The organism is Streptomyces sp. NPDC039430 (assembly GCF_055639435.1).
The window spans coordinates 120,193-146,221 of sequence record NZ_JBVKAK010000016.1 but is presented as its reverse complement, the minus strand read 5'-3'; the positions used below and the strand labels follow the sequence as shown (position 1 = coordinate 146,221).

Below are 26,029 nucleotides of genomic sequence, written 5' to 3'. Positions count from 1 at the left end.
GCGGGTCACCTGGTCCAGAACGAGATGAGGGTTTCCACTGCCTGGGCGATTCCGTCCTGGCTGGTGTCGGCAGGGAGCACGGTGACCTCTTGAGAAACAGGAGGCCGTGCGCGGGCGAGGAAGTAGTCGCGGGTGTGCGTGAGGAAGGCGGGCTCGTGCAGGAAGTAGTCGGGCTCGGTGGCCGTGTGCCCTGCGGTTTTGCGGCGTAGGCCGAGCACCTCGGCGGGCACGTCGAGGTAGAGCGTGTGATCGGGGCGCAGGTGGGGGAGCACCTGGAGCCGGTCGCGTAGCTGGTGCTGGACGGCGTAGCCGAACAGGGTGTCGACGGCGTGGGCGTGAGCGAGGAGGGTGTCCACAGAGCGGTCGAGGATCACCACGGGTTTCGCGGCTGCGAGTGCAGTGTGGACGCGGGCCTCCTCGACGGCCATGAACGTCTCGAAGGCGGCGACTTGTTCGGCGGCGGACGCTGTGCGTGCCGGGGGCACGGCGTCCCGACGGCCGATCTGCTTGACGTAGCAGTCCGCGATGTAGGCCCGCTCCCCGTAGCCGCGCCTGCGCAGGTGACGTACTGCCGTCGACTTCCCGGCGTACGAAGGCCCTTCGATCGCGATGACCTTCACAGCGACTCCGTCCGGTAGAAGCGCTCCGCGTACGTGCCGGAATCGCCCGGGAGGTCGGCGGCGGCGGTCCAGGCGTGCCGGATCGGGCGGTACATCTTCCGGGCTGGGTACATCTGTGAGCCGTGCATCCGCAGGACGGTGCATTTGTCGAGGACCACCGAGGTGATGTCGACCAGCGAAGGCACGAGGGCGGCCCGTGTCCGGGAGCGGAAAAGATGCTGGTCGCAGCCCGCGAGCGCGTAGGTGGACCAGAACGCCAGGTCCTCCCAGAACCACCGACATCCGAGGCGGACCGCGGCTTCGTGCACCAGCAGGTGGTCGGGGTGGCGAGTGACGGCCGCGGGGGCGAGGAGTTCGGCGTCCGTGTGGGCGGCGACGATGGCGCGGAGTTCCTCCGTGATCTGGGCGAGGCGGCGTTGGTCGTAGGGGCGGTACGGAGGCTCCGCGTCCTTGTGGCCGAGGGTGAGGCGGGTCGCGGCGAGGGGGGCCAGGGCGGCGGCACCTTCCCGATCGCGCAGGTGCGAGACCGCCGATTCGGTGCTGTAGGCGTCTTCCATCGACGGGTGGACGCTGGTGGAGCGGGTGAAGACCGTGGCCACGGTGAGCGGGCGGGGGTGGGCGAGGAACGTCCCGGAGGCCGACAGCGCGAAGTCGTCGTGGTGCGGTTCGAGCGCGAGGACGGGGCGGCCGGTCGGGCGCCGCAGCTCGATGAAGTGGGGCCGGCCGCTGTGCGGGGCCATCAGCTCGATGACTGTGTGGTCGTGTGCGCGGTGGCGGGTGAGGAGCTGGTGGGTCCACTGGTGGTGGGCGTGGTCGAGGTCGCCGGGGAACGTGTAGATCCCCATTGCGTCCGGCACCGGCATGGGAACCGGCGGTGCGGACGTGTCGGTGAGGGCGGTCGTGCCGTTCATTCGGGGCTCCTGACTCATCGGACGGTGGTCTCGTACCAGTGGCGCCACATGCGCGGGGAGCTGAGCCGAAGGCGGGCGGTGACCGGGTTCTGCCACCACAGCATCCGGAGGCTCGACCACTGGTCGTAGCGGCGGGTGGAGGGGCGTACTCGCAGGTCGTCCAGAATTTTGACCGGGGCGGCGGTGATACGGCCGTGGGCGGTCAGGCGGGCGAAGAGGTCGACGTCCTCGCTCATGAGTAGGTCCTCGCGGTATCCACCGATCGCCTTGAACGCGGCGGCGGTGGCGAATTGGGCGACTCCCTGTGCGCCGCCGTGGCGGGCGCGGTAGTGGTCCCAGTACGCGCACAACAGTCGCGCCCCGAGTCGGTCCGGCGTGTAAAGGGGCGGGATCGCTCCGCCGACGGATCCGGTGTCCAGCGCGGATGCTGCCGCGCTGATCGCTTCGGCGGGCAGGGCGACATCGGCGTCTGCGAAGAACAGTCGGGGACTACGCGCAGCGTTCGCACCGGCGTTGCGTACCCGGCCGATGCTGCGGACCGACTCGCTGATCACGCGGACCCCGAAGGTGGCGGCCATGTCGGCGGTGGCATCGGTGGAGGCGTTGTCGACCACGATGACTTCGCCCTGCTCACCGCTCGCGGCCTCCCAGTGCGCGATGGCCGTGAGGACGGTGGGGAGGTAGCGGGGCAGGTAGGCAGCTTCGTTGTGAGCGGGGATGACTACCGTCAGGCCGGGGGCGGGGCTGGTCATCGGGCTCTCCTTCTCGCGTGCGGTGCGTGGGAGTGCCCCGAATGGGGCCTGAAGAGGTGTGGCGTCCGACGGGACAGCTCGGTCAACCGGTGGGACCAGGTGGTCCGGTTGCTGCCGGGGCTGGCATGGGTCCAGCAGCTCACCGTGAGGACGGCCGACCAGGCCGCGAGGTGGGTGTCGTTCACGACGTGCGGATAGGCACCGAGGAGGGCGTGCCGGTCCCATTGCGAGTGGGCGTCCGTCATGACGAGGGCGTGTGCCACGTCCGCTTCCCGGCGTCCGGGCGCGGCGTCGGTGAAGTCGACCAGGTGACGGGTCTGCCGGGTCCCGGAGAGGACCACGTTGTCGAGGTGGGGGTCGCCGTGGCACCACACGGCGGACGCCTCGTCGGGAGTGTCGGTGATGATGGCGAGGGCGGGTGCGAGCCGGTCCAGTACGTCGGACGGGCAACGCCGACTCAGGGAGGCGACGGCTTCGATCACGGGACGCCGAGGAGCGCTGGTGGAAACCGGTGCCTCGTGCATGCGGCCGAGGAGCGTGCCGAGGTCCCTGAGCGCCTGGAGGCGCGGGACGCTGTCCGAGCGCACGGCGGAGCCGAGGGTGCTTGGGCCCAAGTCGGAGGTGACCAGCGCGGTGGCGCCGCCACTGGAGGTGGTGCCGTAGCCGAGTACCCGCGGTACGGGCACGGCGGCCGAGACCGCACGAATCGCTGCGGCTTCGGTGAGGGCGTTCCGGCGTGCGGTGTGGGAGTAGAGCTTCACGATCACGTTCGAGCCGGCGGGGAGGGCGACTCGGTAGACGGCGGTACGGGAGCCGGTTGTCAGGCGTTCGGCGGTCTTGGCGGGGCTTCCAAGCAGCAGGTTGCAGGCGCGCGAGACCATCGGCGGGACGGGCGCGGCGAGGGGTGGTGTGGTCATCGGAGCTCCGGTTGTTCAGGTGTGAAGCCCAGGGCGCGGACGTGGTGCATGGTGCGTCGCAGGTGGGTGCGGTACTCCCGGACTTCCTCGGTGCGGGGGCAGCCGACCTGCCATGGCTTTTCGGGTCCCACGAAGTGGATGAGGGGTGCGGAGGTGTCGGGGAGCGTGGAGCGGGCGACGACGCGTCGGGCCCAGTTGCCGCGTTCGAGGAACCGGCCGAGCTCGAAACGGTTGTATCCGGGGCCGACCGGTCGAGCGCGGCCGGCGTGGAGGAGCCAGAGGTTCAGGGCGTCCTGGTCGTTGTGGTGGATGTGCCGGCGTAGCCGGACCAGTGCGTGTCCGACTCCGCGACGTACCTGCGGCAGGTCTGCGACGTGGGCCCACAGCAGGCCGGCGTTGTGGTACGGCCTGCCCTTCAAGTGAGGCCAGCGTTCTACGGCACCCGGCAGGGCGTGGCTGTCGCCCACGGACGGGCCGAACTCGTCCCGTACAGCGCCCACGTCACCCAGGCGCAAGTCGTTCAGCGGTGCACTCAGGTCGCCTCGCACGAGAGTGTCGGCGTCGAGGTAGATCAGATACGGGCGTCGGACGAACGCGGCGGTGAACTCGAACCGCAGGTAGGTGGCGACGCTGATGTAGGAGGAGTCCGCCATCCGCGCGGTACGCAGCGGGGAGCGGTGGGCCAGGTCGAACGAGCGGAAGCCGACCCGTCGCGCCAGATGCGAGAGGAGCACGGCCTCGGGCGGAGTCAGGTCGAGGGTGAGTACGCGCAGCGCCACGTCCCGGCGGGCTCGGGGAGTGAGGCTGTCGGCGAGGGCGGTGATGGCGGCCAGGCCGGGGACGAGGTAGCGCTGGTCGAGGCATAAGCCGAATGCGTACACAGCGGATTCGCCTTCCAGAGGCAGGAATGGGATGTCTGTGGGGGCGCTCACTACTTGTCTCGCTGGCGCTCCAACCGGGACGTGCGGGTCTCCAGTACGTGAAGGGAGTCGGGGTCGTCGGTCTCCCATTGGTGCGACATGCCGCCAGCCGGTCGACGCAGGACCCAGGTCCGCCCTTGCTTGATGTCGGTCACGATCGCCTGCGGTCCGGTGCCGTCCCGGACGAGATCGCCGATCTCCGCACGTACGCGACTCACTGGACGCTCCCAGGGACGAGGCGCCCCCACGGCGTCCAGCCGGCCGCCGCCTCGAAGAGGATCCGGCGACGGTTGTGCTGGCCGGGCGCGTGGCGGGAGGGGCTGTTCGTCGCCTCGGCCAGGAATCCGCCACGATCGCGGATGAGGACGCCGAGTGCGGCGAACTGGGCGGCGTCGTCGGCGACGTGTGTGGCTCCGGCGACGACGATGCCGCGGACCAGGCCGGACGACAGAGCCCCCGTGATGGCCGACCAGCCCAACCGGGTGTCCAGGGGCACGGTGGGGTCGTCGTCGGACCAGACACCGGCGACGTGCCAGTGGCGTGCGTCGGAGTAGTGGCGAGCGCGAAGTTCGGCCTCGCGTACTGCAGGGGGCTCGACAGCGCAGGAGTAGACGGCGACGGGAACGTGTCCGAGGCCGCCGGACGAGGAGTTCGGCATGTCACAAGCGTGCTGGGACGGACCGTTGGTCAACAGACACGGGCCGTTGCTACAGCGGAGGTTCGGGACCGGTTGGGCTGCCACACCCCGTACCGGTAGAGCCCGCAAGCGGGGTTCGGACTGTCACGGAGCGTGGCAGTCGGCAAAGTCCTGACCGCCGAACTGCTACGGGTCGTGGTGGTGGGTGGTCAGCGCACGCCCAAAGGGACGCCGGCTGCGTGCGCGAGTCCGCGAAGTCGGCCCACGGACACACCTGCCAGCCGCGAGATGATCACGCCGGGCAGCATCTGGTGCTGAACCCATCCCGGTGCCATGGTGCAGACCGCCTCCAGGGTGTCAGCAGCCCGGTCCCACCGACGGCACTCCACGTGGGTCAGGGCGACGTCGAGCCCATAGCGGGCTCGGGTCGCGAGCGGGACCGTTTCGTCCAGTCGGACGGTGTCCATGAGCCGCAGCGCCCCCGCCGTATCGCCCAGGGCAACGGCGATGCTCATGGCCTGGGTGGCGGCGTACAGCGGACCGTACGGCTGGGCGTGACCACCGCGCGCGTACTCGCTGCCGAGGCGGGCGCCGACCGCGTGGGCCTGGGACAGGTACTCGCGTGCCGTGTCGGCGGAAGCCCCTCCCCGCGACGCGGCCACGGCTGCATTGGTGACGAGCTGCCCGTACACCGACAGGCGGTCGGGGTCATGCTCGGACATCCTGGGCTCGATCCGTTCCGCTCGGGCGGCGGCGAGCGCGAAGCCCTGCGCCGTACGACCGTCACGGAGGTTCACCCACGCCGTCGTGGCGGCGAGGTGCGCCTCGCGCAGGTCGTCGCCGGCCTGGACAGCGATCTGGCGCCCGTAGGTGAGGGCGGCGTAGGCGAGGTCGCGCGAACCCCAGACGTTCGCGGCCATGCCCGCAGTCTGGAAGACGTCGGCCAGCAGACCGGCTGCGGCTTCTCTCTCGTCGGTGCCGGCGGCGTCGTACCGAGCACGGGCCTCCGGCAGCAGGACCGCCAGCAGGGTGCCTAGTTCGGTGTACCGGCCTGCCCAGTAGGCGGTGTCCGCGTGCTGGACGACGGCACGCAGCTCCGCAACGGTGCCAGGCTCGGAGCCGGAGAGGATGCCGATCGCGGCGTCGTGCGTGGCAGCCGAGAGAGTTCGCAAGGCCGCCCGCTCGTCACGATTCATCGAGCGGCGAGGTGCCTGCTGCCCGAGGAGTACCGCGATGTCGGTGCCGAGCGTGGAAGCGATGGCCAGCAGGGAGGGAAGAGAAGCGGTGCCGCCACGTTCCAGCTTCCGCACGACACCGACCGATACCTCGGCGGCCTCCGCCAGCTGCTCCTGCGTCATCCCGCTGCGGAGGGTCTTGAGGCGTTCAGCGGTGGTGTATTCCGACCATTGCATGGCAGTCACTCCCCGGGCCGTTCAAGCCAGGCTTGGACCGTACCCACTTCACCACAGGTGTGCGCACCCTTTGAGTGAGGGCGAGTTGGCGGGGCGGCTGGAATGTGCCTACAGGGTGAGGGCTGCGTTTACCCCGAGGAGGCGCTCCAGCTCGTCGACTGTCTCGTTCTCAGTCGTCGCGAGGACGGTAGTGATGCCGAGGGACTCAGCGGGCGGAAGGTTGACCGGGTGGTCGTCGACGAAATAGCAGGTCGGCCCCGGCAGGCCGAGGCGGTCCAGGGTGAGCTGGTAGATCGCCGGGTCGGGCTTCGCGAGACCGACCACTTCCGAAACCACGTGGACGTCGAACAGGTCCCAAATACCCGCATGTGCATAAGGGTTGAACGGCTCCAGTCCGAAGCTGTTCGACAGGAGCGCCAGCCGGTATCCGGCATCCTTTGCGGCGCGGGCGAGCGCGGCCATGCGCCGGGCTGGCGGTACCTTCGCCCAGGCGCGTCCCATCAGGTTCTCCGGCGCAACGTGCGCGCCGAGCAGGGCGGCAGTCCCCTCGTTCCACTCGGCCTGGCCGATGTGGCCGATCTCCAGGGCGGTGTACAGCCGCCGCCCCTCGGGGTGGTCGTTGAGCGTCGCCCGCCATGCTTCCGCGAGGAGCCCTTCGGACTCGCACCAGGCGCGGTGCACGGGGCGGGGGTCCCCGGTCAGGACTCCGGCGAAGTCCAGGATGAGCCCGCGCGGGGTCTCGTGGTGGGCGGTGTCCGTGGGCTGCGGCATGCTGCGGGGTTCCTCTCCGTCGACCTCGACGACGACGCTACCGCGAGGTGTTCCGCTCCTTCGGCGCCGTTCGTGTCGCCGGCTCTGCCGAACGAGTTGCACGGGATGTCCGGGGCGGGCAAGTCTTGAGGATCGGAAGCCCTGCTCAGGCAGGCAGTCGCCCTTCGACGGCGGCCCAGCCGGCGCCGCCTCTTGCCGTCGAACCACGCTGTCCGGGCCAGAGCCGCCCGGCCATATTTCGGAACTGCTGGCCCTTGACCATGACACCCGTGACCGCCTTGAGGCCAACCTCCTCGGCCTCGCCCCCCCAGGAGGAAGCACGGGCAACGAAGCGAACATTGGTATGGCGGAGACCGGTCGGAAACCGCAGAATCAGTGTCCGTCGGCCCGCACAATGCGTGCAGTGCATCTCCGAGAAAGGCACAACAGACCTTGGCCGGGACAGAACCAGAGACAGGTGAAGAAGCCCCGTCTCCTTCACCTGCGACCACGGAACGACTCGTGCGTAGAGTGCGCACGCCACTGGTTGCCGCCCTCGGGATTGTGCTGTCGGTGGTGGTCGCCTTCGCTTCTTGGGCATTCCTAAAGGCCAACGGCCCCTCCTACGACGACCTTGAGAAGCGTGCTTGGCTTGATACCGCTACCACGACCGCTTCCGTCCTCCTCGGAGTATCCGGGGTGATCTTGTCGTTGCTATGGGCAGCGAGCCGCTCCTTCGCCAGCGAGGCAGAAAGTGCACGTCGCCACGTAGAAGATCCCGACCTTCCCCACGTCCACGTCTATGGAGCTGAGTCGCGGGTCTACATCCAGCCCGGGGCGTCTCACGCAGGTGCCAAGGACGGCAATACCGCACCGCTCCTGGGCCCGGACGCGCAGTCGTCGATGCTGACCCAGATCTACTCCCACGGACTCGCCCAGGCCAAGGTCAGCTTCTTCGTCAGCATTGTCTTCGGCATGGTCGGTTCAGCGGTTCTTCTGACTGGGGTCGGACTGGCAATCGTGCACGCCGACAGCAACGGCAGCCGGTACGCAGCGATCGTGACGCAGACCGCTGGAGCAGTCATCGATCTTCTGGCAGGAGTCTTCTTCCTGCAGTCCAACCGCACGCGTCGAGACATGGGTGCGCAAGGCGTGATGCTCCGTGATGACGGCCGGTTCGACCGCCGGCTGAAGGCCGCCGGTGTGCTATCCGACAACATCAGCGAAGAACCCCTTCGCAACCAGGTGCGGGCCCAGATGGCTCTGCAACTTGTTGGTGGTCAACTAGACGCGTCGGCGGCGGCCGATAGCCCGGATGAAGCCGTTGGCGCGAACACTGAGTCCTCGCCAGCGGATGCAACGCCTCCAAGCGGTTCCTAACGCCTTTTTTCATCGGTCAGGAACTCTCGACCGGACTGGGTTGCTATCGAGAGATTGAGTGCAGTTCCTGCGGCGATCGCGGGCGGATATGTCGACCACCAGCTCACGGACTGCCGGGCGACGGCTTCGGCATCCCTACCGCCGTCATGCCCTACCTGAACTCGGCGCAGGCCGCCCATCCCGCATACAGCCAGAGCCTGGAGCGGCTGCGCGAGATGGGCGTCCTGATCGGTTCGTACGAGCCCCATAAGCCGAAGGCCGGCGGTGGCGCGGACCAGTACCGCTGGGAAGAGGCGCTGGAGCTGCTTACTCCCAAGCTGTCCGCACCGGCCTGATCAGCGCCGCCGTGCTGGCGGTGCCTGCGGCGGCGGAGGGGCTGCTACCGGGTAGACGGGAGCAGCGGCGCGTTGTGTGGCGCTGCGTGCCCTGGCCGCCTGGGCGCGGGGGCCAGGGGCGTGACGGTCGCCGAGGCGGCGGATGCGCCAGGTCAGCGTGCGGGCGGGGCTGTGGGCGTCGTCCAGGGTGCGCTGCCCGAGGGCCTGAACGAGCACGGTCGTCGCGTTGTGTCCGGCAGCCTCGGCTTCGGCGAGCACGGCGGTGAGTGCGTCCCAGGCGGGGTCGTTGAGGATGCGCTCGGCGTGCTCCGGCACGGCCTGCTGGAGGTGGTGGGCGTAGCGGTGCTTCATCTGGGGGCTGGGGGCGCGTTGCGCGAGGCCGGTCAGGACCGGCTCGGCGACGTGGGCGTAAGCGGCTAGAAGGTGTACGAGAGCCTGTTCTGCTGCCGCTTCCTGCTGGGCGTGCTGGTGGGTGCGGTGCCAGTGCATGGCGAGCACTACTGCCGTGAGCACGGTGTCCAGCAGCATGGCGATTCCGGACCCGTCGCCGTCCGAGGGCCGGTCTCGCCAGATCGTTTGGATTCCGCGCCGCAGAGCGTGGGTGCTGGCGAGGTCGGCCGCGATGCGGGAGCGGGTGGCGCGCTCGAAGGCGACAGCGGCTCGTTCCAGTTCGGCCTTCACCGCGGTCGGTGCGTTGATCGGCAGTAGATCCAGCGTTGCGCCGAGTAGGACCAGTTGGCCTTGTGCGGTCTGGTCGTCGCCGTGGGTGAGGTGGTGGGGGATTCGTTCCGCGGCGGCGGTGGCTTGGTGCCATGGGTTGCCCGGCCGGATGGTGACCGGTTCGGGGCTGGTGGTGGCGAGGTGCTTGCGGATCTTGGGCAGTGACAGGTCGGGGGCGAGGGTGGAGCCCGCGTAGAAGACTGGCTCGCCCTTGTCGTTGGTGTCGTGGGGCAGGGCGAAGTTGCAGCCGAGCGCATCTCCGGAAGGGCCGCGCTTGAAGCGCACAGCCACTCCTGTGTTCTCCAGCAGTGCGAAGAACTCGGCCTCGTCGGACGCGGCGGCAACCGCGCGGCGTACCCGCAGACGCAGGACGTCACGGGCGGTGGCGCCCTGGCCCAGGCGCTTGGCCTTGAAGTGCTCCTTGCTGGTGTGGCGCTTGGCGCCTGTGCCGTCGCCCGGCTTCAACCGCCGGAGCCCGTAGTCGGCCTCGATTGAGCGGGCCTCACGCTGGACTGCGCGCTGGTTGTAGCCGCGCTCGGGCCGACGGCCGTCGTGGCGTACGAGGGTGGCGGCGATGTGGATGTGGTCGTCGGCATGGCGGACGGCCACCCAGCGGCAGGCTTCCTCATCCCCTTCGGGGGCAATGCCGGCGGCGGCCACCATCCGGCGGGCGATGTCCGCCCACTGGCCGTCGCTGAGGATCGGGTCTTCGGGCGCGGCGCGGACGGGGCAGTGCCACACGGTGTCCCTGGGGGCCTTGTCGCCCAGCATCTTCACGGGCTGGTCGAGTTGAGCGACGAGCTGGGCCTGCACGTCCTTCGGGTTGCGGTGGGGGCTGCGGCCGGGGTCTGGGGCGAAGCCGTTCCAGGACGCCACCAGGTGTGGGTCGGTGTGCTCGTTGGCCCGCCCCTTGCCGAAGAGGTAGGCGATGGTGCGTTGCGTGGCTTTCGGGCCCACGCCGAGGATGATTTTGGGAATCACCGGCTCACCGGGCCTCGGTGACCTGGGCGATGGCGGTGTCCAGGTCGTCGATGGACGCCTCGACGCGGGCCAGGAGCCTTTGGACGGTGGCGGGGTGGGGCCATGCGCCGTCCTTGTTGAGGTGATGGGTGAGCTGATTGAGGTTGCTGCCGATCATGCCGAGCTGTCCGTTGGCGGCCATGAGCGTCTTCACCATGGCGCGATAGTCGGCAACAGCTGCGGTGGGATCGCCGGCACGGGCAGCGGCGAGCGAGCACTCGGCCACGTAGCCACCGGTGGCCATGCCGCTCAGGGCAGCGGCGTTCTTGACGAGGACGAACTCGTGGTCGTTGTAGCGGGGGTGGACGCGGCGCTCGCGCAACTGCTTGTCACGCAGACGGCGACGCGGCGCTGACTGCTGCGGCATGCTCGACGACGGCTTGGTGCCCCCTGTCCTGGTCGGCTCCCCCGGGCCGGCCGACTCCGGTGCCGCCTCGGCGCCGGATGCCTCCGCCTCCCCTGGAGCGGAGGACGGGTAAGGACTCCTTACCCGACAACTTGCTCCGTCGGAAGCAGCCCGTCCGAATGGCTGCCGCACACTTTCCGTCAGCACAGGCGGCTTCGTCAGCGGTGTCGGTTCCATACTGCGGTGAGGGTCGTGCGTCATGAGTGATGCTCCAGACGAAGGTGGGGCGGGCTCTTGGGAGTCCGTGAGTTGCGAGCGGTCACACGGCTCCGCCTATAGGGGTGATGAGCCAGCAGTGACCGGCTTGGCCGGGTGACCGGAACGGGTTCCGGTCACCCGGCAGGTTCCTGGTCAGCCGCTGGCTGGACCGCTTTCGGCGGAGGCTGTGAGTTCGTTCCGGAGGACGTTCGTCACCTCGGTCAGCCGCTCGCTGGAAATCGGAAGGCCCTTGTCCTCAACTGCCTTCCGGACAATGGACCGGGTGGCTTTTCCCTGCTCAGCACAGGCAGCCCTGCCGATCTCCACGAGATCCCCGAGCGGGGCGCCGGGCGGACGGCCACCCCGGGCCTTGGTCTCCGCGACCTCCGCCGGAGGTTGCGGAGACTCATCGGGCACGGCGACCGGTGGCTCGGTGAGCTCGCTGGGTTCTGCCGGCTCCGCTGGTATTCCGGCGGCCTGGAGGGGTGTGGTGACCGATGCCCTCAACACCTGCCCGGAACCTGCGGTCGGGTGCTGGTCCACGAGCTGGTGGATCTGCCGCATCAGTACGGCGAAGGCCACCATCGCGGCTGCCGGTGGAACCGCGGCCACCACGTGGTCGAGGAATGGAACGTCACCGGTATCGCGTGTGCCGCTGACCCCGGCAACGTTCAAGGCGATGGAGCCGGCCGAGCCGATGGCGGTCACGGCGATGGCCCATCGGTCGGTGACCCGCCGCAGGGCCGCGCGGAGCATGAGCAGCTCGCCCGCGACGATGAAGGCGTCCAGGGTGGCGGGCCATGCCCAGCGGCGGATCGGTGAACCTCCCAGGCCATGCTGCCCGGCGACGTCGGCCAGGTGCGCGTAGGAAAGACAGAATGCTCCGGTGGTCAGGGCGACGATGACGATGCCGGCTGCGATGAGCGCGTAGCGCTCGGCTGCACCCTGGGACGCTGCCGGCCGTCCATCGGCCGTCCGATTGCCCGGCTGGTCGTGGTGCAGGGGTGAGAGGGGAGAGGTGGACAAGCAGGTGCTCCTGGGGGTGGTGTGGTGCGTCTTTGGCGTCTTGGCCGTTGCAAGTGCAGGTCAGGGCGGTACGGCAGCGGCTCCGGCTCTCCGCCTCGGTGGTGCCGCCGGCGTCTTCAGCTCTGTCGAAGTACGGCGGAGGCGATTCGCCGTGCCAGCACCCGGCTGGCGGGACAGGGGTGTCTGTCCCGAGTCGGGACAGCGCATTGCGTCTTCCGTCTCGCCGCCCATGGCTGTGACCTGCACTGATACGGCAAGGACGCACAAGACGGTGAAAGACGGATCTCGGCAGCGTCTTGGGCGGGCCCGCCGGTAGTCGTGATCGCGTTGCCGTCTTGCCCCCGGTCGCCGTCTCGCCTGCAGGCCGTTTGACCTGCGAGATCACGGCAGGGACGGCAGGGACGGCAACCAGGGCGGTGGGCCTCAGCCCCTGTCGGGGGCGGGGTGGGTGTCGAGGGGGTGGACGGTGGGGCAGTACCGCCGCCAGCTATCGAGGAACTTGTTGCGCGTGTAGCCCTTGCGCTGCGTTCCGTCGGCCATCCGGACGTTGCCCGGCCCCACACCGAAGCTCCGCAGCAGCCTGCCCAGCTCGCGGGCGTTCAGCCCGCCGCGTCCCCACTCCGCCCACGGGCCCTCGGGGTCCTGGCGCAGGTGATGGAGGAGTTCCTCGGTGGAGAGACTGTCCACTTCCCTCTGGGCGGCGAAGATCCGACGGATGTCGGCGAGGATCCGTGCGCTGCCGGGATTGTCCTCCTCGGCGACCACTTCGGCAGCAACCATCCGCGCGCACGCCACTCGGGCTCGGCGCGGCCAGGACCCCCCGGCCAGTTCGGCGACGATCACCAAGGGCTCCCAGGTGTCGGCTGCACGGTCCTCGACCGGCATGTCCGGCTCAAGGATCGCGGCCTCCTCCAGAAGCGGGCGGGCCCACGCGTCTATCCGGTCGCGCAGTTCGTGCAGGGCAGGAATGTCACGACGAGAGCGGAATGGCTTCACCCTCTCCCCTTCGGCCCGCCGACGCATCCGGATCACGACCGACCGGTCCATGACCGTGTCGGGCAGGTCGCCGATCCCCGCGATGGCCGCCATCGCGAAAGTGGCGAACTTGTGCGGCGTGTGGTCGCTACCGACGACCCGAGTCACGTAACGCCCACGCTGATGACCGGCGTTGAGCAGGCCACGCGTCTCCTCGTTCCGCTCCGCCTGCTTCGGCGTACCGAAGATGGTGTCCGCCTCGTCCACGAGAAGGGTCGGCGGCTCCTCCTCGGTGATCGAGCGGAAGATCGCCGCCGGCGTGGTGTTGATCGTCAACATCGGCTCGTGAACCGTCTCGGTCAGCACGTCCAGGAGACGCGACTTTCCGCACCGCTTCGCCGGCCCCACCACCGCCAGACGCGGCGCGTGCTGCCACGCGGGCTGCAGGTGCGTGGCCACCACCCACAAGGTGATCGCATCCAGCGCCTCCGCTGACGGCAGGATCACGAACTGGGCTATCTGGGCATGCAGTTCCTCCAGCAGCACGGAGCCCTGCGTCGACTCCGCATCGGGCATGTCCTCCAGCCCGCTCGGAGCCTGCGCCTCGGCGGCGCTGTCGGCGGCCGAACCGGCGGTCAGGCCCGGATCGGTGTCCACGGGCTGAGCAGCGCCCAGGTGGGCACCCGGCCGGCCAGGGATGGCGGTCGTGGGCCAGCTCGCCTTGACGGGCTGGGAATAGTCCTTGGGGTTCTCGGGTTCCACTGGGCAGCTCCTCGTCTGGCGGTGGCGGGCTCGCCCGCCCTTTCCGCCGGGTCGGTTCTCATCGGATCGCTGGGGAGCTACGGGGCCTCCGGCGTTGCACCGCCGGGGGCTCTCCCCCTTCCCGCAGGCACTGAGGTACCGCGAGGGACCACGGACAGTACGGTCACGCCCGGCCACAGTCCAGCGTTTCTGTGTCAGCTCAGCGCAGAACCGTCTGCTAACCTCCCGCCCTTTCACGCGGCCAGACCCAACAGGATCAGCAGATCCGCGGTCACGACCCGATAGGCGTTGCCCAGCCGCAGGACCTTGCACGGGTACGTCCCGCGCTTCGCCAGCTCATAGCCCTTGCTCCGCCCGAGCCCAAGGGCGCGGTTGCTGGTTTCGAGGTCAACGGCCACAGGTAGGGCCAGTATGTCCTCACGGCTCATCCCCTTCGGAGACCCCGCCGTGGTGTTTTCGCGCATGCGCATTCCCTTTCGATACAGCCGTCGGCGAACGCGGGCATCACGTCCGGCTCCAGGCAGCCACCAATAAGAATCCACAAGCTAATGTGTCTTTATGACACAACGCGGTGTAGATGATGAAGCGGACGACTTCCCGGAGTGGGTGGACCGGGTCCAGGCCAACGTGGCCGGCGAAGTCCGCCGCAGACGAAAGGAGATGGGATGGAGCGCGCAGGAACTCGCCGACCGGTGCGAGCAGCTCGGGCACCCGATCCCACGCAACGTGATCGCCAACATGGAGTCCGGCCGCAGGGCCGGCCTGCCATTGGTGGATGTCCTGGTCCTGGCCGCTGCCCTGGAGACATACCCGGCCTGCCTGATCTTCCCGGTCGGCTACGTCGAACAGACCCAGGAACTCCCCTTCGAGCACCTCGTGCCGACCTGGGACGCCCTGCGTCGCTTCACCGGCGAGCAGGAAGTACCGGGGCACGACGCCGGCCTCGTGCCCGACTTCGAAATTCACGCCAGCCTCGTGAGCACCGCCCTCGCTGCGCTCGACGAAGAAGAGCAGGCACGGTTCGCCGCCAAGACGGCAACCAGCCGCGCCCAGCAGGAAGAAGCCGAACGCAAGCGGACCGAGTACGCCGACCGGGCCGTGTCCGCGAAGTACAACCTTCGCTACCTCCGCCGAGACCTCCTCGACGACGGGGCCACCCCGCCCGATCTCCCACCCGCACTCCACGACGTCGACCCGCTCGAATGGGCCCCCGATACCACCACGGAGGAACGCCCTTGAAGGGATCAACCCACCGCCGCTGCTACTGCCGCGACGCCGAGACCGGCAAGCCGCTCGGCAAGAAGTGCCCCAAGCTCACCAGCCGCAAGCACGGCTCCTACTCCATGCGCCAGGAGCTCCCACCCCGAGCCGATGGAATCCGCCGATCCTTCAGCCGTGCCGGCTACGAGAGCATCAAGGCTGCCCAAGTCGACCTCGACCACATACGGGCGCTTCTCGGCCTCGCCGACTCCGATGACTCCGAAGGTCTCGATCAGATCGCCGAGTTGCTGGAGAAGGTGGCAGACGAGAAGGCTCCGCTACCGGACATCGAGGCGACCCGTCGGCGCCTGAGCCACGGCCTGGACCTCACCAGCCGCCTCACGGTCGGCGAGTGGCTGGACATCTGGCTGGCGGGCAAGAAGGGGCGGCAGAGTGCAATCAGCCGCGACGAGAGCAATATCCGCGTCCACCTTCAGCCGCGCATCGGGCACGTACGGCTCGACCGCCTTCGGGTCACTCACCTCTCGGAGATGTTCGAGGCCATAGCCGAGGCCAACGTCGAGATCGCTGAGGGGAACGCCGCACGACGCAAGGCGTTCGAGGATCTCGCACAGATTGCCTGGAAGGGGCGCGAGCCCCGCGCCCGCCGTAAGGCGATGAAAGCGGCCATCGCCGAGATGGATCCCTACCGCCGCATTGTCGGTCCGGCGACGCGGCAACGTGTTCGCTCCACGCTGCGGGCAGCGCTGAACGCGGCGATCGCCCAGCAGCTGATCACCTTCAACCCGGCCGCCCACGTCGAGCTGGAGGCCGGCAGGCGCCCCAAGGCGCTTGTGTGGACTGAGGAGCGCATCCTCCATTGGAAGCGCACCGGAGAGAAGCCCTCGCCGGTGATGGTCTGGACGCCGGAACACACCGGGCTCTTCCTCGACCATGTAGCCGAGGACCGGCTGTACGCGCTGTTTCACCTGGTCGCTTTCCGCGGACTTCGGCGAGGCGAGGCGTGCGGTCAGAGGTGGACCGACACGAACCTGGACGCCGGGCTCCTCACGGTCGCCAAGCAACTCGTGGTGAACGGCTGGGAGGTGTACGAGGACGATCCGAAGACGGACGCCGGAGCGCGCACCATCGCCCTCGACTCCGACACGGTCCAGGCCCTGACACGGCACCGTGCCCAGCAGGACAAGGACCGCAAGGAGTGGGAGAGCGCCTGGGTGGAGACCGGAAGGGTCTTCACCCGTGAGAACGGAGAACTGCTCCACCCTGCCAACGTCACGCGGCGGTTCATCGAACTGCACGAGGAACTCGGTCTACCGCCGATCCGGCTCCACGACCTCCGTCACGGTGCCGCCACCCTGGCTCACGCGGCCGGTGCTGGCCTGAAGGACATCCAGGAGATGCTCGGCCACTCCTCGATCACCATCACGTCGGACACGTACACGAGCCTGCTCCCCGAAGCGGATCTGGCAATCGCAGAGGCTGCGGCCCGGCTCGTGCCGCGAGCGCGCACAACCCCCGAGAACATCGCTCCCGAGGCGGAGGCCGAGCTCGACGACGCAGAGTCTGCCGACGCGGAATCCGTGCCGGATGGTGCTGATCCGTTGGGGGAAATCCGGGAGATCAACTTCCCGTCCGCTCACGCACCGCTCACGCAAACGGCCCCGGACGAGAAGTCCGAGGCCGAGTAAGACCCCTCCCTGGGGGAGAAACCCCAGTTCAGAGCGGTAACGCGTTGTGCCCCCGGCAGGATTCGAACCTGCGACACCCGCTTTAGGAGAGCGGTGCTCTATCCCCTGAGCTACGAAGGCTCGGCGCGGCCGGTGAGGGCTGCGCCGCCGGGGACAGTGTAGCGGGTGGCGTTGTCCGGGAGGCGGGTGCCGTTAGCTGTGCCCGTTCTACCGGGGGCGTCGTGGCAGGGCCGGGCGGTGCGGGGCCCGTCGCTCGTGTGGGTGCCGGGCTGGTCGGGAGGCGTCGGGGTCCCGTTCGTGCGGGGATTCAGGCCGGCGGAGCGATGAGTTCTGGGCGGATCGGCGGTCGTTCGATGCGGTGGGGGCGTACGAACGCCTCGTTCGGATGCGAGAAGGGGAGAGCGGACATGCTGCTCACGAACAAGACCGCCGTGATCTATGGGGGCAGCGGGGCCATCGGGGGCGCCGTGGCGCGGACCTTCGCGCGGGAGGGGGCGCGGGTCTTTCTCGTCGCCCGTACCACCGGGCCGCTGGAGGACGTCGCCTCCGGGATCAGGGCCGAGGGCGGCGCCGTCGAGACCGCCGTGCTGGACGCGCTCGACGAGCGGGCCGTGGACGCGCATGCCGACGACGTGGCCGAGCGGGCGGGCGGTATCGATGTCTCGTTCAATCTGATCTCGCACAACGATGTGCAGGGCACGCCGCTCGCCGACATGGCACTCGCGGACTTCGAACAGCCCGTTGTGACCGCCCTGCGGACCAACTTCCTGACCGCGCGCGCCGCCGCCCGCCATATGAGGCCGCGCCGTTCCGGTGTGATCCTGATGTTCGGGGGGTACGGCGATCCCACGCCCGAGTTCAGCCTGGGCGGGCTTCAGGTCGCCTTTCAGGCGCTCGATTCGCTGCGGCGCCAACTGGCCTGCGAGCTGGGGCCGTTCGGGATCCGGGCATTGACGCTCCAGACCGCGGGCATCGTGGAGACGCTCCCCGCCGGCTTCGACGGACGCGAGGCCATCGTCCACGACATCGAGCGGCGCACGATGCTGAAGCGCGCCGCGACGCTGGAGGACGTCGGGAACGTGGCCGCCTTCGCCGCCTCCGACCGTGCCCGCTCCATGACCGCGACCGCGCTCAACATCACCTGTGGGACGCAGGTCGACTGAGGGGCTACTGAGGGGCTGATGGCGGCGCGGGCGGCCCGGGTCGACTCCGTCATGCCGGTGGAGTAGCGTCGCCCCGTACTGAGCAAGCGCTTGGAGAGATTCCCGAGGTGCCCGTGTCGCACATGCTCACCGCGCCCGGGGCGCCCTTCGCCGTCGTACGCGCCGAGAGCGGCTCGCTCGTCTACGCCGAAGGGCCGCGCACCCTGCGTGAGTTCGTCGAGCCGACCTGGACCTTCGGCGATCAGCCGTTCCTGGTCGCGGAGGACCGGACGTATACATACGGGGAGTTCTTCGCCGCCGCCTCCGCCCTCGCCAACCGGTTCGTCGACACGTACGGGCTGCGCCCCGGCGACCGCGCCGCCATCGCCATGCGCAACCATCCCGAGTGGCAGATCGCTTTCTGGGCCGCCCAGTTGGCGGGGCTGATCGCCGTACCCCTCAACGCCTGGTGGACCGAGGACGAGTTCACGTACGCGCTGGACGACTGCGCGCCGCGCGTGCTGCTCGTGGACGGCGAGCGGCTGCCGCGCGTCAGCCGATGGGCCGAGGGCCAGGGGGAGCGCGAAGGCGGGAGCGAGCCGGTGCGGATCGTCGTCTTCCACTACGGCACGTACGGCACGTACGGCGGCACGTACGACACCTACGACACCTACGACACCTACGGCGGCTGCGGCGGCGGCGTGGTCGGCGCCGGCGTGGAGCGGTACGAGGAGCTCCCCGCCCCCGATCCCGCCGCCGCGCCCCCCGACGTCGAGGTGCGGCCCGAGGACGACGCCACCATCTTCTACACATCGGGGACGACGGGACGGCCCAAGGGCGCCGTCGCCACCCATCTCGCACAGGCGGGCGCGGCCATGAATCCGCGCTTCCAGGCCGCCGCCTCCGCCCTCGGGCGCGGGCAGATGCCCGGCCAGGGGCCCGCGCCCGTCACGCTCATGACGTTCCCGTTCTTCCATGTCGCGGCGTTCACCGGCCTCTATTCGGCGATGGCCGTCGGCGGCACGCTCGTCCTGATGCGGAAGTGGGACGCGCGACGGGCCCTGGAACTGATCCACGAGCACCGGGTGACGCACTACGCGGGCGTCCCGGCCACCGCGCTCCAGCTGCTGGACGAGGCGACGGCCGGGAACGACCCGCTGGAATCGCTCACCATGCTCGCCACCGGCGGGGCCGCCGCGCCGCCCGATCTGATCGCCCGGCTCACGGCCCGTTACGGGGAGCGCATCGAAGCCCGTAACGGTTACGGCCTGACGGAGACCTCCGGAGGCGTGCTCGCCAACTTCGGCGCCGACTACCGGCGGTTCCCGGCGAGCGTGGGACGTCCGACGCCGGTCACCGAAGTGCGGATCGCGGACCCGGCCGACGAGACCCTGTCCGACGAGCCCCTGCCCGAGGGGAAGGTGCCCGAGGGGCAGGTGCCCGACGGCCAGGTGGGGGAGCTGTGGCTGCGCGGCCAGTCGCTCGTGCGCGGCTACTGGCGGGACGAGGCGTCGAGTGCGCGGGCGTTCTCCGGCGACGGCTGGTTCAGGACCGGTGACCTCGCGGTCCTACGGGACGACGGGCGCGTCAGCATCGTGGACCGGCTCAAGGACATGATCGTCCGCGGCGGCGAGAACGTGTACTGCGTCGAGGTCGAGGACGTACTCCACACCCACCCGGACGTCATGGACGCCGCCGTGCTCGGCGTCCCCCACCCCGTGCTGGGCGAGGAGGTCGCGGCGGTGGTGCGGATCAGGCCGGGGGCCGGGACGGACGCCGGGGAACTGCGGGCCCATGTCGGCCGTCGTCTCGCCGCGTTCAAGGTGCCGGCGCATGTGCTCGTACGGGAGGAGCCGCTGCCGCGTAACCCGACCGGCAAGATCCTCAAGCGCGAGCTGCGGGAGCCGGTGGCGGAGCACATCCGTGCGCACGAGGAATGACGGGCGTGCGGGCAATGAAGGGAAGGGGCGCGCGGAGACGCTCAGGACCGCTTCACCCTGATCTTGAAACTTCCGTCCTGCTCCTGCGCCAGCACCGAGATCCGGATGCCGTTCTCCTGGTCGGTGAAGGTCTGACCCGGCCGGTACGGCGCGTCCGACAGCTCCGCGTGCACATTGGGCCTGCGCGTACAGCCACCGCTGTTCGGCTTGCCGTCCGCGACGGTGATCGGGCCGCGGCCCGTGTCGACCCCCGAGTCCACGCGATAGATCAGGACCCCCGGCTCGCAGACCGCCTCGTCGTTGCCCTCGCGCGTCCGTACCTCCACCGCGTATCCCGAGTCCTTGGAGATCGGTACGAACGCCAGCTTCGGCCCGCCCGTGGTGGCCAGCGGACCGAGCACATGGTCGCTGATGCCCGCACCGGACGCGCAGCGGATCTGTTCGTCGTCGAGCCAGCCGAGCTTCCACTTGTGCCAGCCCAGCAGGTCGTTGTTGGCGCCCCAGTCCTCGGACATGATGTCCCAGTGCCCGACCGAGCCGCCGCCGTCCATCGTGTAGAGATCGGGCAGTCCGAAGACATGGCCGTTCTCGTGCGGGAGCACCCGGTAGCCGGTCTCCGCGTACGAACCGGAGCCGTCATCCTGGCGGCTGTAGACGAACGACGTGTTGGAGAGCGGGGCGCCGTCGGCGTGCGGGGCGTCCGCGTTGCCGGAGAAGGTGACGGACAGGACGGTGTCCAGCGCCGAGGGGCCCGCGTTGGGCGTGACGAGCACGTTGACCAGGTCGTACGCGCTGAAGTCCACCTCCGAGTCGGTGACGGCCACGATGTCGTCGACCAGCTTCCGGTAGCCCGGCTCGTACGGTGAGCCGCGCGCGATCCCGTACTCCGCGAAGGGCAGCGGCATCCGCACCCAGTCGCGCAGCGGGGCCTCGGGACGGTAGTCGAGCCGCCCGTACGAACTGGTTCTGAACCACTGCGACGTCTTCGGGAAGAACTCGGAGAGCCGGTCGAGCGCCTTCCCCGTGCCCGGCGCGTCCGGAAAGTCGATCATGAGGTTGAGAGCGCGGATCTTGCCCGTGGAACGGGAGTAACCGGCCGGGGTGGGCAGGCCCTCCGACATCTGTACGGCGGCGTTCGCGAGGATGCGGCACGGGCCGAGGGGGGACGCCATGGCATGTCCGGGGCCCCCTGAGGTGGGAGCGGTGGCGTGGAGGGACGAACCCGCCGAGGTCAGGGCGGCGAGGGCGAGCGCCGTGAGGCCGGCGATGGCGGTGAGCCGGCGGGGGCACTTGGTGCGCTTGAGGCGGCGGGCGGGGCCGGCGGGCACGGGGTGTCGGGTGCTGGTCGCGTTCTCGGTGTCGCCGGTGTCGTCGGTGTCGCCGGTATCGTCGGCTGCCTCGGTGTTTCCAGCTGCTGTCTCGGTGTTTCCTGTGGCTCCGGCACTGCCGCCGGCTCCGCGTATCTGACGCCTCTGCTGCATGCGGTCGCCCTTTACGTCCGCGGCAGTCGGCCGTACTGACTGCGCTGTTCGATCACCCTCCGTCGGTCGGCGTGTCGGCGCTCGCTGGGTGCGCCGATCGTGGGTTCCTGGCACCGAATGGAGCAGAGTGACCCAGCTCACATGTTTGAGTGAAATAACCGGGGATGGCTTCCCCGTTTGCACGTGTGTCTCTGGGAAACGGGGAAGCGATCCCCGCTTGCGAGATACGAGCTACTACGACGACATACGACGACGCACGACGACTTGCGACGACGCACGACGACTTACAACGACCGAGGGAAGGGTCCGACGTGACCGCCACCGCAGCTGAAACCCCAGCGCGCCGAGCACCCCGTCCGCGCGCGGACGCTCTGCGCAACCGGGAGCGGATCGTGGCGGCGGCCCGTGAGATGTTCGTGGAGTACGGGGCCGACGCCCCGCTCGACGAGATCGCCCGTCGTGCCGGCATCGGCAATGCCACGCTCTACCGGCACTTCGCCGACCGGTACGCCCTCGTTCACGCGGTAGTGCGCTCCGTCATGGAGAGTGTCGCCGACCAGGCGGACCGTATCGCCGCGGAGGAGCCCGACCCGTTCAACGCATTGCGCCGCTTCGTGCATGCGGCGGCCGACGAACGAGTCGGGGCGCTCTGTCCGATGCTGTCCGCCGCGTTCGACAGTGAACGTCCCGATCTGGACGCCCAGCGTGTGCGTCTGGAGACGGTCGTCGAGGGGCTCATGGAACGGGCACGTCAGGCCGGGCGGTTGCGTACGGATGTCGCCGTCGGCGATCTGATGGTCGCGCTGTCCCAGCTCACCCGCCCCTTGCCCGGCACCGGCTGTCTGGATATGGACCGGTTCACCCACCGTCATATCCAGCTGTTCCTCGATGGCCTGGAAGCACCCGCCAGGTCCGAACTCGCCGGCTCGGCCGCGACTCTGGAGGATCTGCGCTGCGCCGCTCCGTGACGCGCCCTTGAACCAACGCACCGGCCAGGCCCGCGCACCCGGCGGCCAGGCCCCCACAGTCCCAGTAGCCCATCCCGTGGCCGAGGCGGCTCCGGCAGTTCCGGCAAGCCCCAGCGGTCCCGCTGAGTTCAGAGGTCCGCCGGCGCATGTCCGTAACCGTGCCCGCGGCCAGTGGCCCGCTCTCCAGCGGCCGCACCAGAGACTCCGTCGACTCCATGACTCCATGACTCGATGACTTCGTAAGTCACGCAGCGTCGCATGCACTTACGTACGTTTTCGCCTTTACGCACCCTTAGGTGGATACCTCCATGTCAAAAACAGCCGAAACGCGGCTCCCCGATCCAGGGACCACGGCCGCCGATCCCAGCCGCTGGAAAGCGCTGGTGTTCATCGCCCTCGCGCAGCTGATGGTCGTGCTCGACGCGACGATCGTGAACATCGCGCTGCCCTCCGCCCAGCAGGACCTGGGGATATCGGACGGCAACAAGCAGTGGGTCATCACGGCCTACGCCCTCGCCTTCGGCGGTCTGCTCCTCTTCGGCGGACGCATCGCCGACCTGTGGGGCCGTAAGCGCACCTTCGTCACCGGCCTCATCGGCTTCGCCGCCGCGTCCGCCATCGGTGGCGCGGCCAACAGCGAGGGGCTGCTGCTCGGCGCCCGCGCGCTCCAGGGTGTGTTCGGCGCGCTGCTCGCGCCCGCCGCTCTGTCGCTGCTCGCCGTGACCTTCACCGACGCCAAGGAGCGGGCCAAGGCCTTCGGCATCTTCGGAGCGATCGCCGGTGGCGGTGGCGCCGTCGGTCTGATCCTCGGTGGATTCCTCACCGAGTACCTGGACTGGCGCTGGACTTTCTTCGTCAACATCCCGTTCGCGATCGTGGCCGCCCTGGGCGCGTACTTCGTGATCCGCGAGCCCGCGGGCGGACGCAACCGCTCCGCGCTGGACATCCCCGGCGTCGTGCTCTCCACGCTGGGCCTGGTCTCGCTGGTGTACGGCTTCACCCGCGCCGAGTCCGACGGCTGGGGCGACGCGACGACGATCTCGCTCTTCGTCGCCGCCGCGGTCCTGCTGGCGACGTTCGTGGCCGTCGAGTCGAGAGTGAAGGCCCCGCTGCTGCCGCTGCGCGTCGTGACCAACCGCAACCGCGCCGGTGTCTACCTCTCGCTGGGCCTCGCCATCATCGGCATGTTCGGTCTGTTCCTCTTCCTGACGTACTACCTCCAGGTCGTCGAGGGGTACTCGCCGGTCAAGACGGGCTTCGCCTTCATGCCGATGATCGTGGGCATGATCACGGGCTCGACGCAGATCGGTGCCCGCCTGATGACCCGGGTGGCGCCCCGCTATCTGATGGGCCCCGGCTTCCTGGTCGCCTCCGTCGGCATGCTCCTGCTGACCCAGCTGGAGATCGGCTCCTCGTACACCGGCCTGATCCTGCCGGCGGAGCTGCTGCTCGGCCTCGGTATGGGTACGGCGTTCATGCCGGCCATGGCGCTCGCCACGCACGGCATCGAGCCGCGTGACGCGGGTGTCGCCTCGGCGATGGTGAACACCTCGCAGCAGGTGGGCGGCGCGATCGGTACGGCGCTGCTGAACACGATCGCGGCCTCGGCCACGACCGCGTACGTCGCCTCCCACGCGGCGACTTCCACCAACGCGCAGCTGCTGGAGCTCCAGGCCCTGGTGGCCGGCTTCTCCAGCGCGATCTGGTGGGCGGTCGGCATCCTGCTGGTCGCCGCGGCGATCGCCGTCACCCTCATCAACACGGGCCGTCCCGGCACTTCGCCGGTCGCCTCGGGTGCCGAGGGCGTGGAGGACGAGATCAAGATGCCGGTGGCGATGCACTGACGGTCGCTGCCCTACGGCACGTACGGAACTGCCCGGGGAGTACGTAAGGAACCGCCCCGGTGCCGCCGCGATTCAGCGGTGGTACCGGGGCGGATTCGTACCTCGTACCCGTGGGGCGTCGTGACGTACTACGGGTCACGTACTACGGGCGACGTACTACGGGTCACGTGCCGCGGGTGACGTACTACGCGACGCACCGCGTGCCGTATCTCGTGCCGTATCTCGTGCCGTACCTCGTGTCGTACCTCGTGCGTCAGCGGCGCCAGGGCAGGTCCGCGCCCGTACCCTCCGGCTGGAGCCCTTCCGCCATCACCCGCATGATCTCGCCGAGCTGTCCGACCTGCTCGGGGCTGAGCCGGTCGAAGATCGCCTGGCGTACGGCGGCGACATGGCCCGGCGCCGACTTCTCCAGGACTTCGTTTCCCAGATCCGTCAGGAACGCGTTCTGTCCGCGCTTGTCGGAGGGACAGTCCTCGCGCTGCACCCAGCCGTGCTGCTCCAGCCGCGCGATCGCGTGCGACAGCCGTGACCTGGTGATCTTGGCGTCCTTGGCCAGCTGGGTCATCCGCATCCGGCGCCGCGGAGCGCGCCCGAGATGCACGAGCAGGGCGTAGTAGATGTGCGGCATCCCGGCGTCACGCTGGAGCTGGCGGTCGAGATGGTCCTCCAACAGCGTGGTGGCCTGGAGATACGCCTGCCAGACGCGCTGCTCGTCGTCGCTGAGCCAGCGAGGCTCCTCGCCCGTACCGGCGTCGTTGCCGGTGGATGCCATGGTCATGTGTTCCACTCTACCCATTCTTGAAAGTTAAACTAGGTGTGGTTAGGATTGTCGGCGAATGCTTGATAGTTCAAGTAGAAGTCGAAGCAGCTGGATCCGTGAACAGAGACATCCATGGAGAGATCCACAGTGGGATCCACAGAGGGATCCACGGACCGGGGCAGGCCAACAGACCGGGAGTCGCCATGAACGCCGTCGCCGAGCGCATGCCCGCCCTCTACCTCTCCCATGGGGCCCCGCCGCTGGCCGATGACCCGGTCTGGCCCGGCGAGCTGGCCGCCTGGTCCGCCACGCTGCCCCGCCCCAAGGCGATCCTGATCGTCTCCGCGCACTGGGAAGAGGCGCCGCTCGCGCTCGGCGCGACCGGGACCGTGCCGCTGGTGTACGACTTCTGGGGATTTCCCGAGCACTACTACGCGGTGCGGTACGCGGCGCCCGGGGCGCCCGAGCTGGCCGACTCCGTACGGAAGCTGCTGCGCGGCGCGGGGACGCCGGTGCAGGACGTGCCGGACCGGGGACTCGATCACGGCGCGTATGTGCCTCTGGTGGAGATGTTCCCCGAGGCCGACATTCCCGTGCTCCAGGTCTCCATGCCCACGCTCGACCCACGGAAGCTGCTGGAGATCGGGCGCAAGCTCGCGCCGCTGCGGGATGAGGGCGTACTGATCGTCGGCAGTGGCTTCTTCACCCACAACCTGGCCGCCCTGCGGCACGCGGGCGGCGGGGTGCCCGGCTGGTCGGCGGAGTTCGACGACTGGGGTACACGGGCGCTGCGGGCACGGGACGTCGACGCCCTGCTCGACTTCGAGCACAAGGCCCCGGCCGGCCGGCTGGCCCACCCTCGTACTGAGCACTTCGCGCCACTTTTCGTGACGCTGGGTGCGTCGGAGGGCGAGCTGGAGAGCTGCCGGAGCGTGATCGACGGCTTCTGGATGGGCCTGGCGAAGAGGTCGGTGCAGTTCGGCTGACAGTAGGTGGCGCTGCCCGGTGCCCGGAGTCCGCTGCCCCGAGCCCGCTGCCCCGAGCCCGCTGAGCAACCAAAGGCGGGCGCGAGCCGTCTTCAGGAATGTGGTGTTACCGGGATCCGCAGGGGGATGCGCGATGACCGGGGACGGGTCCGGATCCTGGCCCGCACCCCTGCTCTGACCAGCGCTTCCGGCGCTTCTCGCGGCACCGGCGGGGCCGTCGCGGCGGCACAGGGTACTGCATGATCACAAAATCCATGT

The 26,029-nt window shown here is 69.3% G+C and carries 24 protein-coding genes, 1 tRNA gene and 1 pseudogene; 9 read left to right on the top strand and 17 right to left on the bottom strand.

What is annotated here, in order from left to right; translation table 11 throughout:
- Positions 1–5: 5 nt before the first annotated feature.
- The 9 genes from ACZ7LS_RS30415 to ACZ7LS_RS30375 all read right to left on the bottom strand — a co-directional run bounded on the left by ACZ7LS_RS30415 (position 6) and on the right by ACZ7LS_RS30375 (position 6,940).
- Positions 6–620: a dTMP kinase gene (locus ACZ7LS_RS30415; RefSeq protein ID WP_382878631.1), complete on the bottom strand. Its 615-nt coding sequence runs from the start codon at positions 618–620 to the stop codon at positions 6–8.
- Positions 617–1,531: a PIG-L deacetylase family protein gene (locus tag ACZ7LS_RS30410; protein WP_382878633.1), complete on the bottom strand. Its 915-nt coding sequence runs from the start codon at positions 1,529–1,531 to the stop codon at positions 617–619. The genes ACZ7LS_RS30415 and ACZ7LS_RS30410 overlap by 4 nt, the downstream gene beginning before the upstream one ends.
- Positions 1,532–1,545: 14 nt before the next feature.
- Positions 1,546–2,283, bottom strand: coding sequence for a glycosyltransferase (locus ACZ7LS_RS30405; protein ID WP_385131647.1), 738 nt, complete (start codon positions 2,281–2,283; stop codon positions 1,546–1,548).
- A complete protein-coding gene (locus ACZ7LS_RS30400; RefSeq protein ID WP_382970189.1) occupies positions 2,280–3,200 on the bottom strand; it encodes an aminoglycoside phosphotransferase family protein in 921 nt (306 codons plus the stop codon). The genes ACZ7LS_RS30405 and ACZ7LS_RS30400 overlap by 4 nt, the downstream gene beginning before the upstream one ends.
- Positions 3,197–4,081 carry a glycosyltransferase family 8 protein gene (locus tag ACZ7LS_RS30395; RefSeq protein WP_382970193.1) on the bottom strand — a complete coding sequence of 295 codons (885 nt, stop codon included), beginning with the start codon at positions 4,079–4,081 and terminating at the stop codon, positions 3,197–3,199. Before ACZ7LS_RS30395 ends, ACZ7LS_RS30400 begins: the two co-directional genes overlap by 4 nt.
- A gap of 50 nt (positions 4,082–4,131) precedes the next feature.
- Entirely contained in the window at positions 4,132–4,338 is a 207-nt protein-coding gene (locus tag ACZ7LS_RS30390) for a hypothetical protein (protein ID WP_328582368.1), read from the bottom strand.
- The gene (locus ACZ7LS_RS30385) at positions 4,335–4,778 is read right to left on the bottom strand and encodes a hypothetical protein (protein ID WP_382880447.1); all 444 of its coding nucleotides are present in this window, start codon (positions 4,776–4,778) and stop codon (positions 4,335–4,337) included. Before ACZ7LS_RS30385 ends, ACZ7LS_RS30390 begins: the two co-directional genes overlap by 4 nt.
- Before the next feature lie 188 nt (positions 4,779–4,966).
- Entirely contained in the window at positions 4,967–6,169 is a 1,203-nt protein-coding gene (locus ACZ7LS_RS30380) for a helix-turn-helix domain-containing protein (protein ID WP_382880449.1), read from the bottom strand.
- Between the two features lie 108 nt (positions 6,170–6,277).
- Entirely contained in the window at positions 6,278–6,940 is a 663-nt protein-coding gene (locus ACZ7LS_RS30375) for an HAD-IA family hydrolase (protein WP_382970196.1), read from the bottom strand.
- Between the two features lie 510 nt (positions 6,941–7,450).
- Here ACZ7LS_RS30375 and ACZ7LS_RS30370 point away from each other — a divergent pair.
- A complete protein-coding gene (locus ACZ7LS_RS30370) occupies positions 7,451–8,299 on the top strand; it encodes a TRADD-N-associated membrane domain-containing protein (RefSeq protein ID WP_382878315.1) in 849 nt (282 codons plus the stop codon).
- 80 nt (positions 8,300–8,379) lie between these two features.
- Positions 8,380–8,634, top strand: a pseudogene (locus ACZ7LS_RS30365) (flavoprotein); the annotation flags it as partial.
- On the opposite strand, the gene ACZ7LS_RS30360 reads toward ACZ7LS_RS30365, so the two are convergent.
- The 5 genes from ACZ7LS_RS30360 to ACZ7LS_RS30340 all read right to left on the bottom strand — a co-directional run bounded on the left by ACZ7LS_RS30360 (position 8,635) and on the right by ACZ7LS_RS30340 (position 14,205).
- Positions 8,635–10,335: a mobilization protein gene (locus ACZ7LS_RS30360; RefSeq protein WP_385131641.1), complete on the bottom strand. Its 1,701-nt coding sequence runs from the start codon at positions 10,333–10,335 to the stop codon at positions 8,635–8,637.
- 4 nt (positions 10,336–10,339) lie between these two features.
- Positions 10,340–10,741 (bottom strand): plasmid mobilization protein, encoded by a 402-nt coding sequence (locus tag ACZ7LS_RS30355; RefSeq protein WP_382878319.1) that lies wholly within the window; start codon positions 10,739–10,741, stop codon positions 10,340–10,342.
- A 390-nt stretch (positions 10,742–11,131) separates the two neighbouring features.
- Positions 11,132–12,004, bottom strand: a complete 873-nt coding sequence (locus ACZ7LS_RS30350) for a DUF2637 domain-containing protein (protein WP_382878322.1) — start codon at positions 12,002–12,004, stop codon at positions 11,132–11,134.
- Between the two features lie 423 nt (positions 12,005–12,427).
- Positions 12,428–13,741: a DUF3631 domain-containing protein gene (locus ACZ7LS_RS30345; RefSeq protein ID WP_385131638.1), complete on the bottom strand. Its 1,314-nt coding sequence runs from the start codon at positions 13,739–13,741 to the stop codon at positions 12,428–12,430.
- Positions 13,742–13,974: 233 nt separating this feature from the next.
- Positions 13,975–14,205 carry a hypothetical protein gene (locus ACZ7LS_RS30340; RefSeq protein ID WP_382882021.1) on the bottom strand — a complete coding sequence of 77 codons (231 nt, stop codon included), beginning with the start codon at positions 14,203–14,205 and terminating at the stop codon, positions 13,975–13,977.
- Between the two features lie 94 nt (positions 14,206–14,299).
- On the opposite strand from ACZ7LS_RS30340, the gene ACZ7LS_RS30335 reads away from it, so the two are divergent.
- Together ACZ7LS_RS30335 and ACZ7LS_RS30330 are read left to right on the top strand one after the other, a co-directional pair.
- Entirely contained in the window at positions 14,300–14,980 is a 681-nt protein-coding gene (locus ACZ7LS_RS30335) for a helix-turn-helix domain-containing protein (protein WP_382882023.1), read from the top strand.
- Entirely contained in the window at positions 14,977–16,650 is a 1,674-nt protein-coding gene (locus ACZ7LS_RS30330; RefSeq protein ID WP_382970201.1) for a site-specific integrase, read from the top strand. Before ACZ7LS_RS30335 ends, ACZ7LS_RS30330 begins: the two co-directional genes overlap by 4 nt.
- Positions 16,651–16,697: 47 nt before the next feature.
- Here ACZ7LS_RS30330 and ACZ7LS_RS30325 read toward each other — a convergent pair.
- Positions 16,698–16,770, bottom strand: a tRNA-Arg gene (locus ACZ7LS_RS30325).
- 287 nt (positions 16,771–17,057) lie between these two features.
- Between ACZ7LS_RS30325 and ACZ7LS_RS30320 the strand changes: the two genes are divergently transcribed.
- Together ACZ7LS_RS30320 and ACZ7LS_RS30315 are read left to right on the top strand one after the other, a co-directional pair.
- Entirely contained in the window at positions 17,058–17,813 is a 756-nt protein-coding gene (locus tag ACZ7LS_RS30320) for an SDR family NAD(P)-dependent oxidoreductase (RefSeq protein ID WP_382522203.1), read from the top strand.
- Between the two features lie 122 nt (positions 17,814–17,935).
- Positions 17,936–19,732, top strand: a complete 1,797-nt coding sequence (locus ACZ7LS_RS30315) for a class I adenylate-forming enzyme family protein (RefSeq protein ID WP_385131680.1) — start codon at positions 17,936–17,938, stop codon at positions 19,730–19,732.
- Between the two features lie 41 nt (positions 19,733–19,773).
- On the opposite strand, the gene ACZ7LS_RS30310 is transcribed toward ACZ7LS_RS30315, so the two are convergent.
- Positions 19,774–21,213 (bottom strand): M6 family metalloprotease domain-containing protein, encoded by a 1,440-nt coding sequence (locus ACZ7LS_RS30310; RefSeq protein ID WP_385131635.1) that lies wholly within the window; start codon positions 21,211–21,213, stop codon positions 19,774–19,776.
- Between the two features lie 311 nt (positions 21,214–21,524).
- On the opposite strand from ACZ7LS_RS30310, the gene ACZ7LS_RS30305 reads away from it, so the two are divergent.
- Both ACZ7LS_RS30305 and ACZ7LS_RS30300 read left to right on the top strand, forming a co-directional pair.
- On the top strand, positions 21,525–22,181 hold the full coding sequence (locus ACZ7LS_RS30305; protein ID WP_382522198.1) for a TetR/AcrR family transcriptional regulator: 657 nt from the start codon (positions 21,525–21,527) through the stop codon (positions 22,179–22,181).
- A 308-nt stretch (positions 22,182–22,489) separates the two neighbouring features.
- Positions 22,490–24,025, top strand: a complete 1,536-nt coding sequence (locus tag ACZ7LS_RS30300) for an MFS transporter (RefSeq protein WP_382522195.1) — start codon at positions 22,490–22,492, stop codon at positions 24,023–24,025.
- A 253-nt stretch (positions 24,026–24,278) separates the two neighbouring features.
- Here the strand turns inward: ACZ7LS_RS30300 and ACZ7LS_RS30295 are convergent, their stop codons facing one another.
- On the bottom strand, positions 24,279–24,812 hold the full coding sequence (locus ACZ7LS_RS30295; protein WP_382873155.1) for a MarR family winged helix-turn-helix transcriptional regulator: 534 nt from the start codon (positions 24,810–24,812) through the stop codon (positions 24,279–24,281).
- A gap of 176 nt (positions 24,813–24,988) precedes the next feature.
- Between ACZ7LS_RS30295 and ACZ7LS_RS30290 the strand changes: the two genes are divergently transcribed.
- The gene (locus tag ACZ7LS_RS30290) at positions 24,989–25,771 is read left to right on the top strand and encodes a dioxygenase family protein (RefSeq protein ID WP_382522192.1); all 783 of its coding nucleotides are present in this window, start codon (positions 24,989–24,991) and stop codon (positions 25,769–25,771) included.
- Positions 25,772–26,029: the final 258 nt, after the last annotated feature.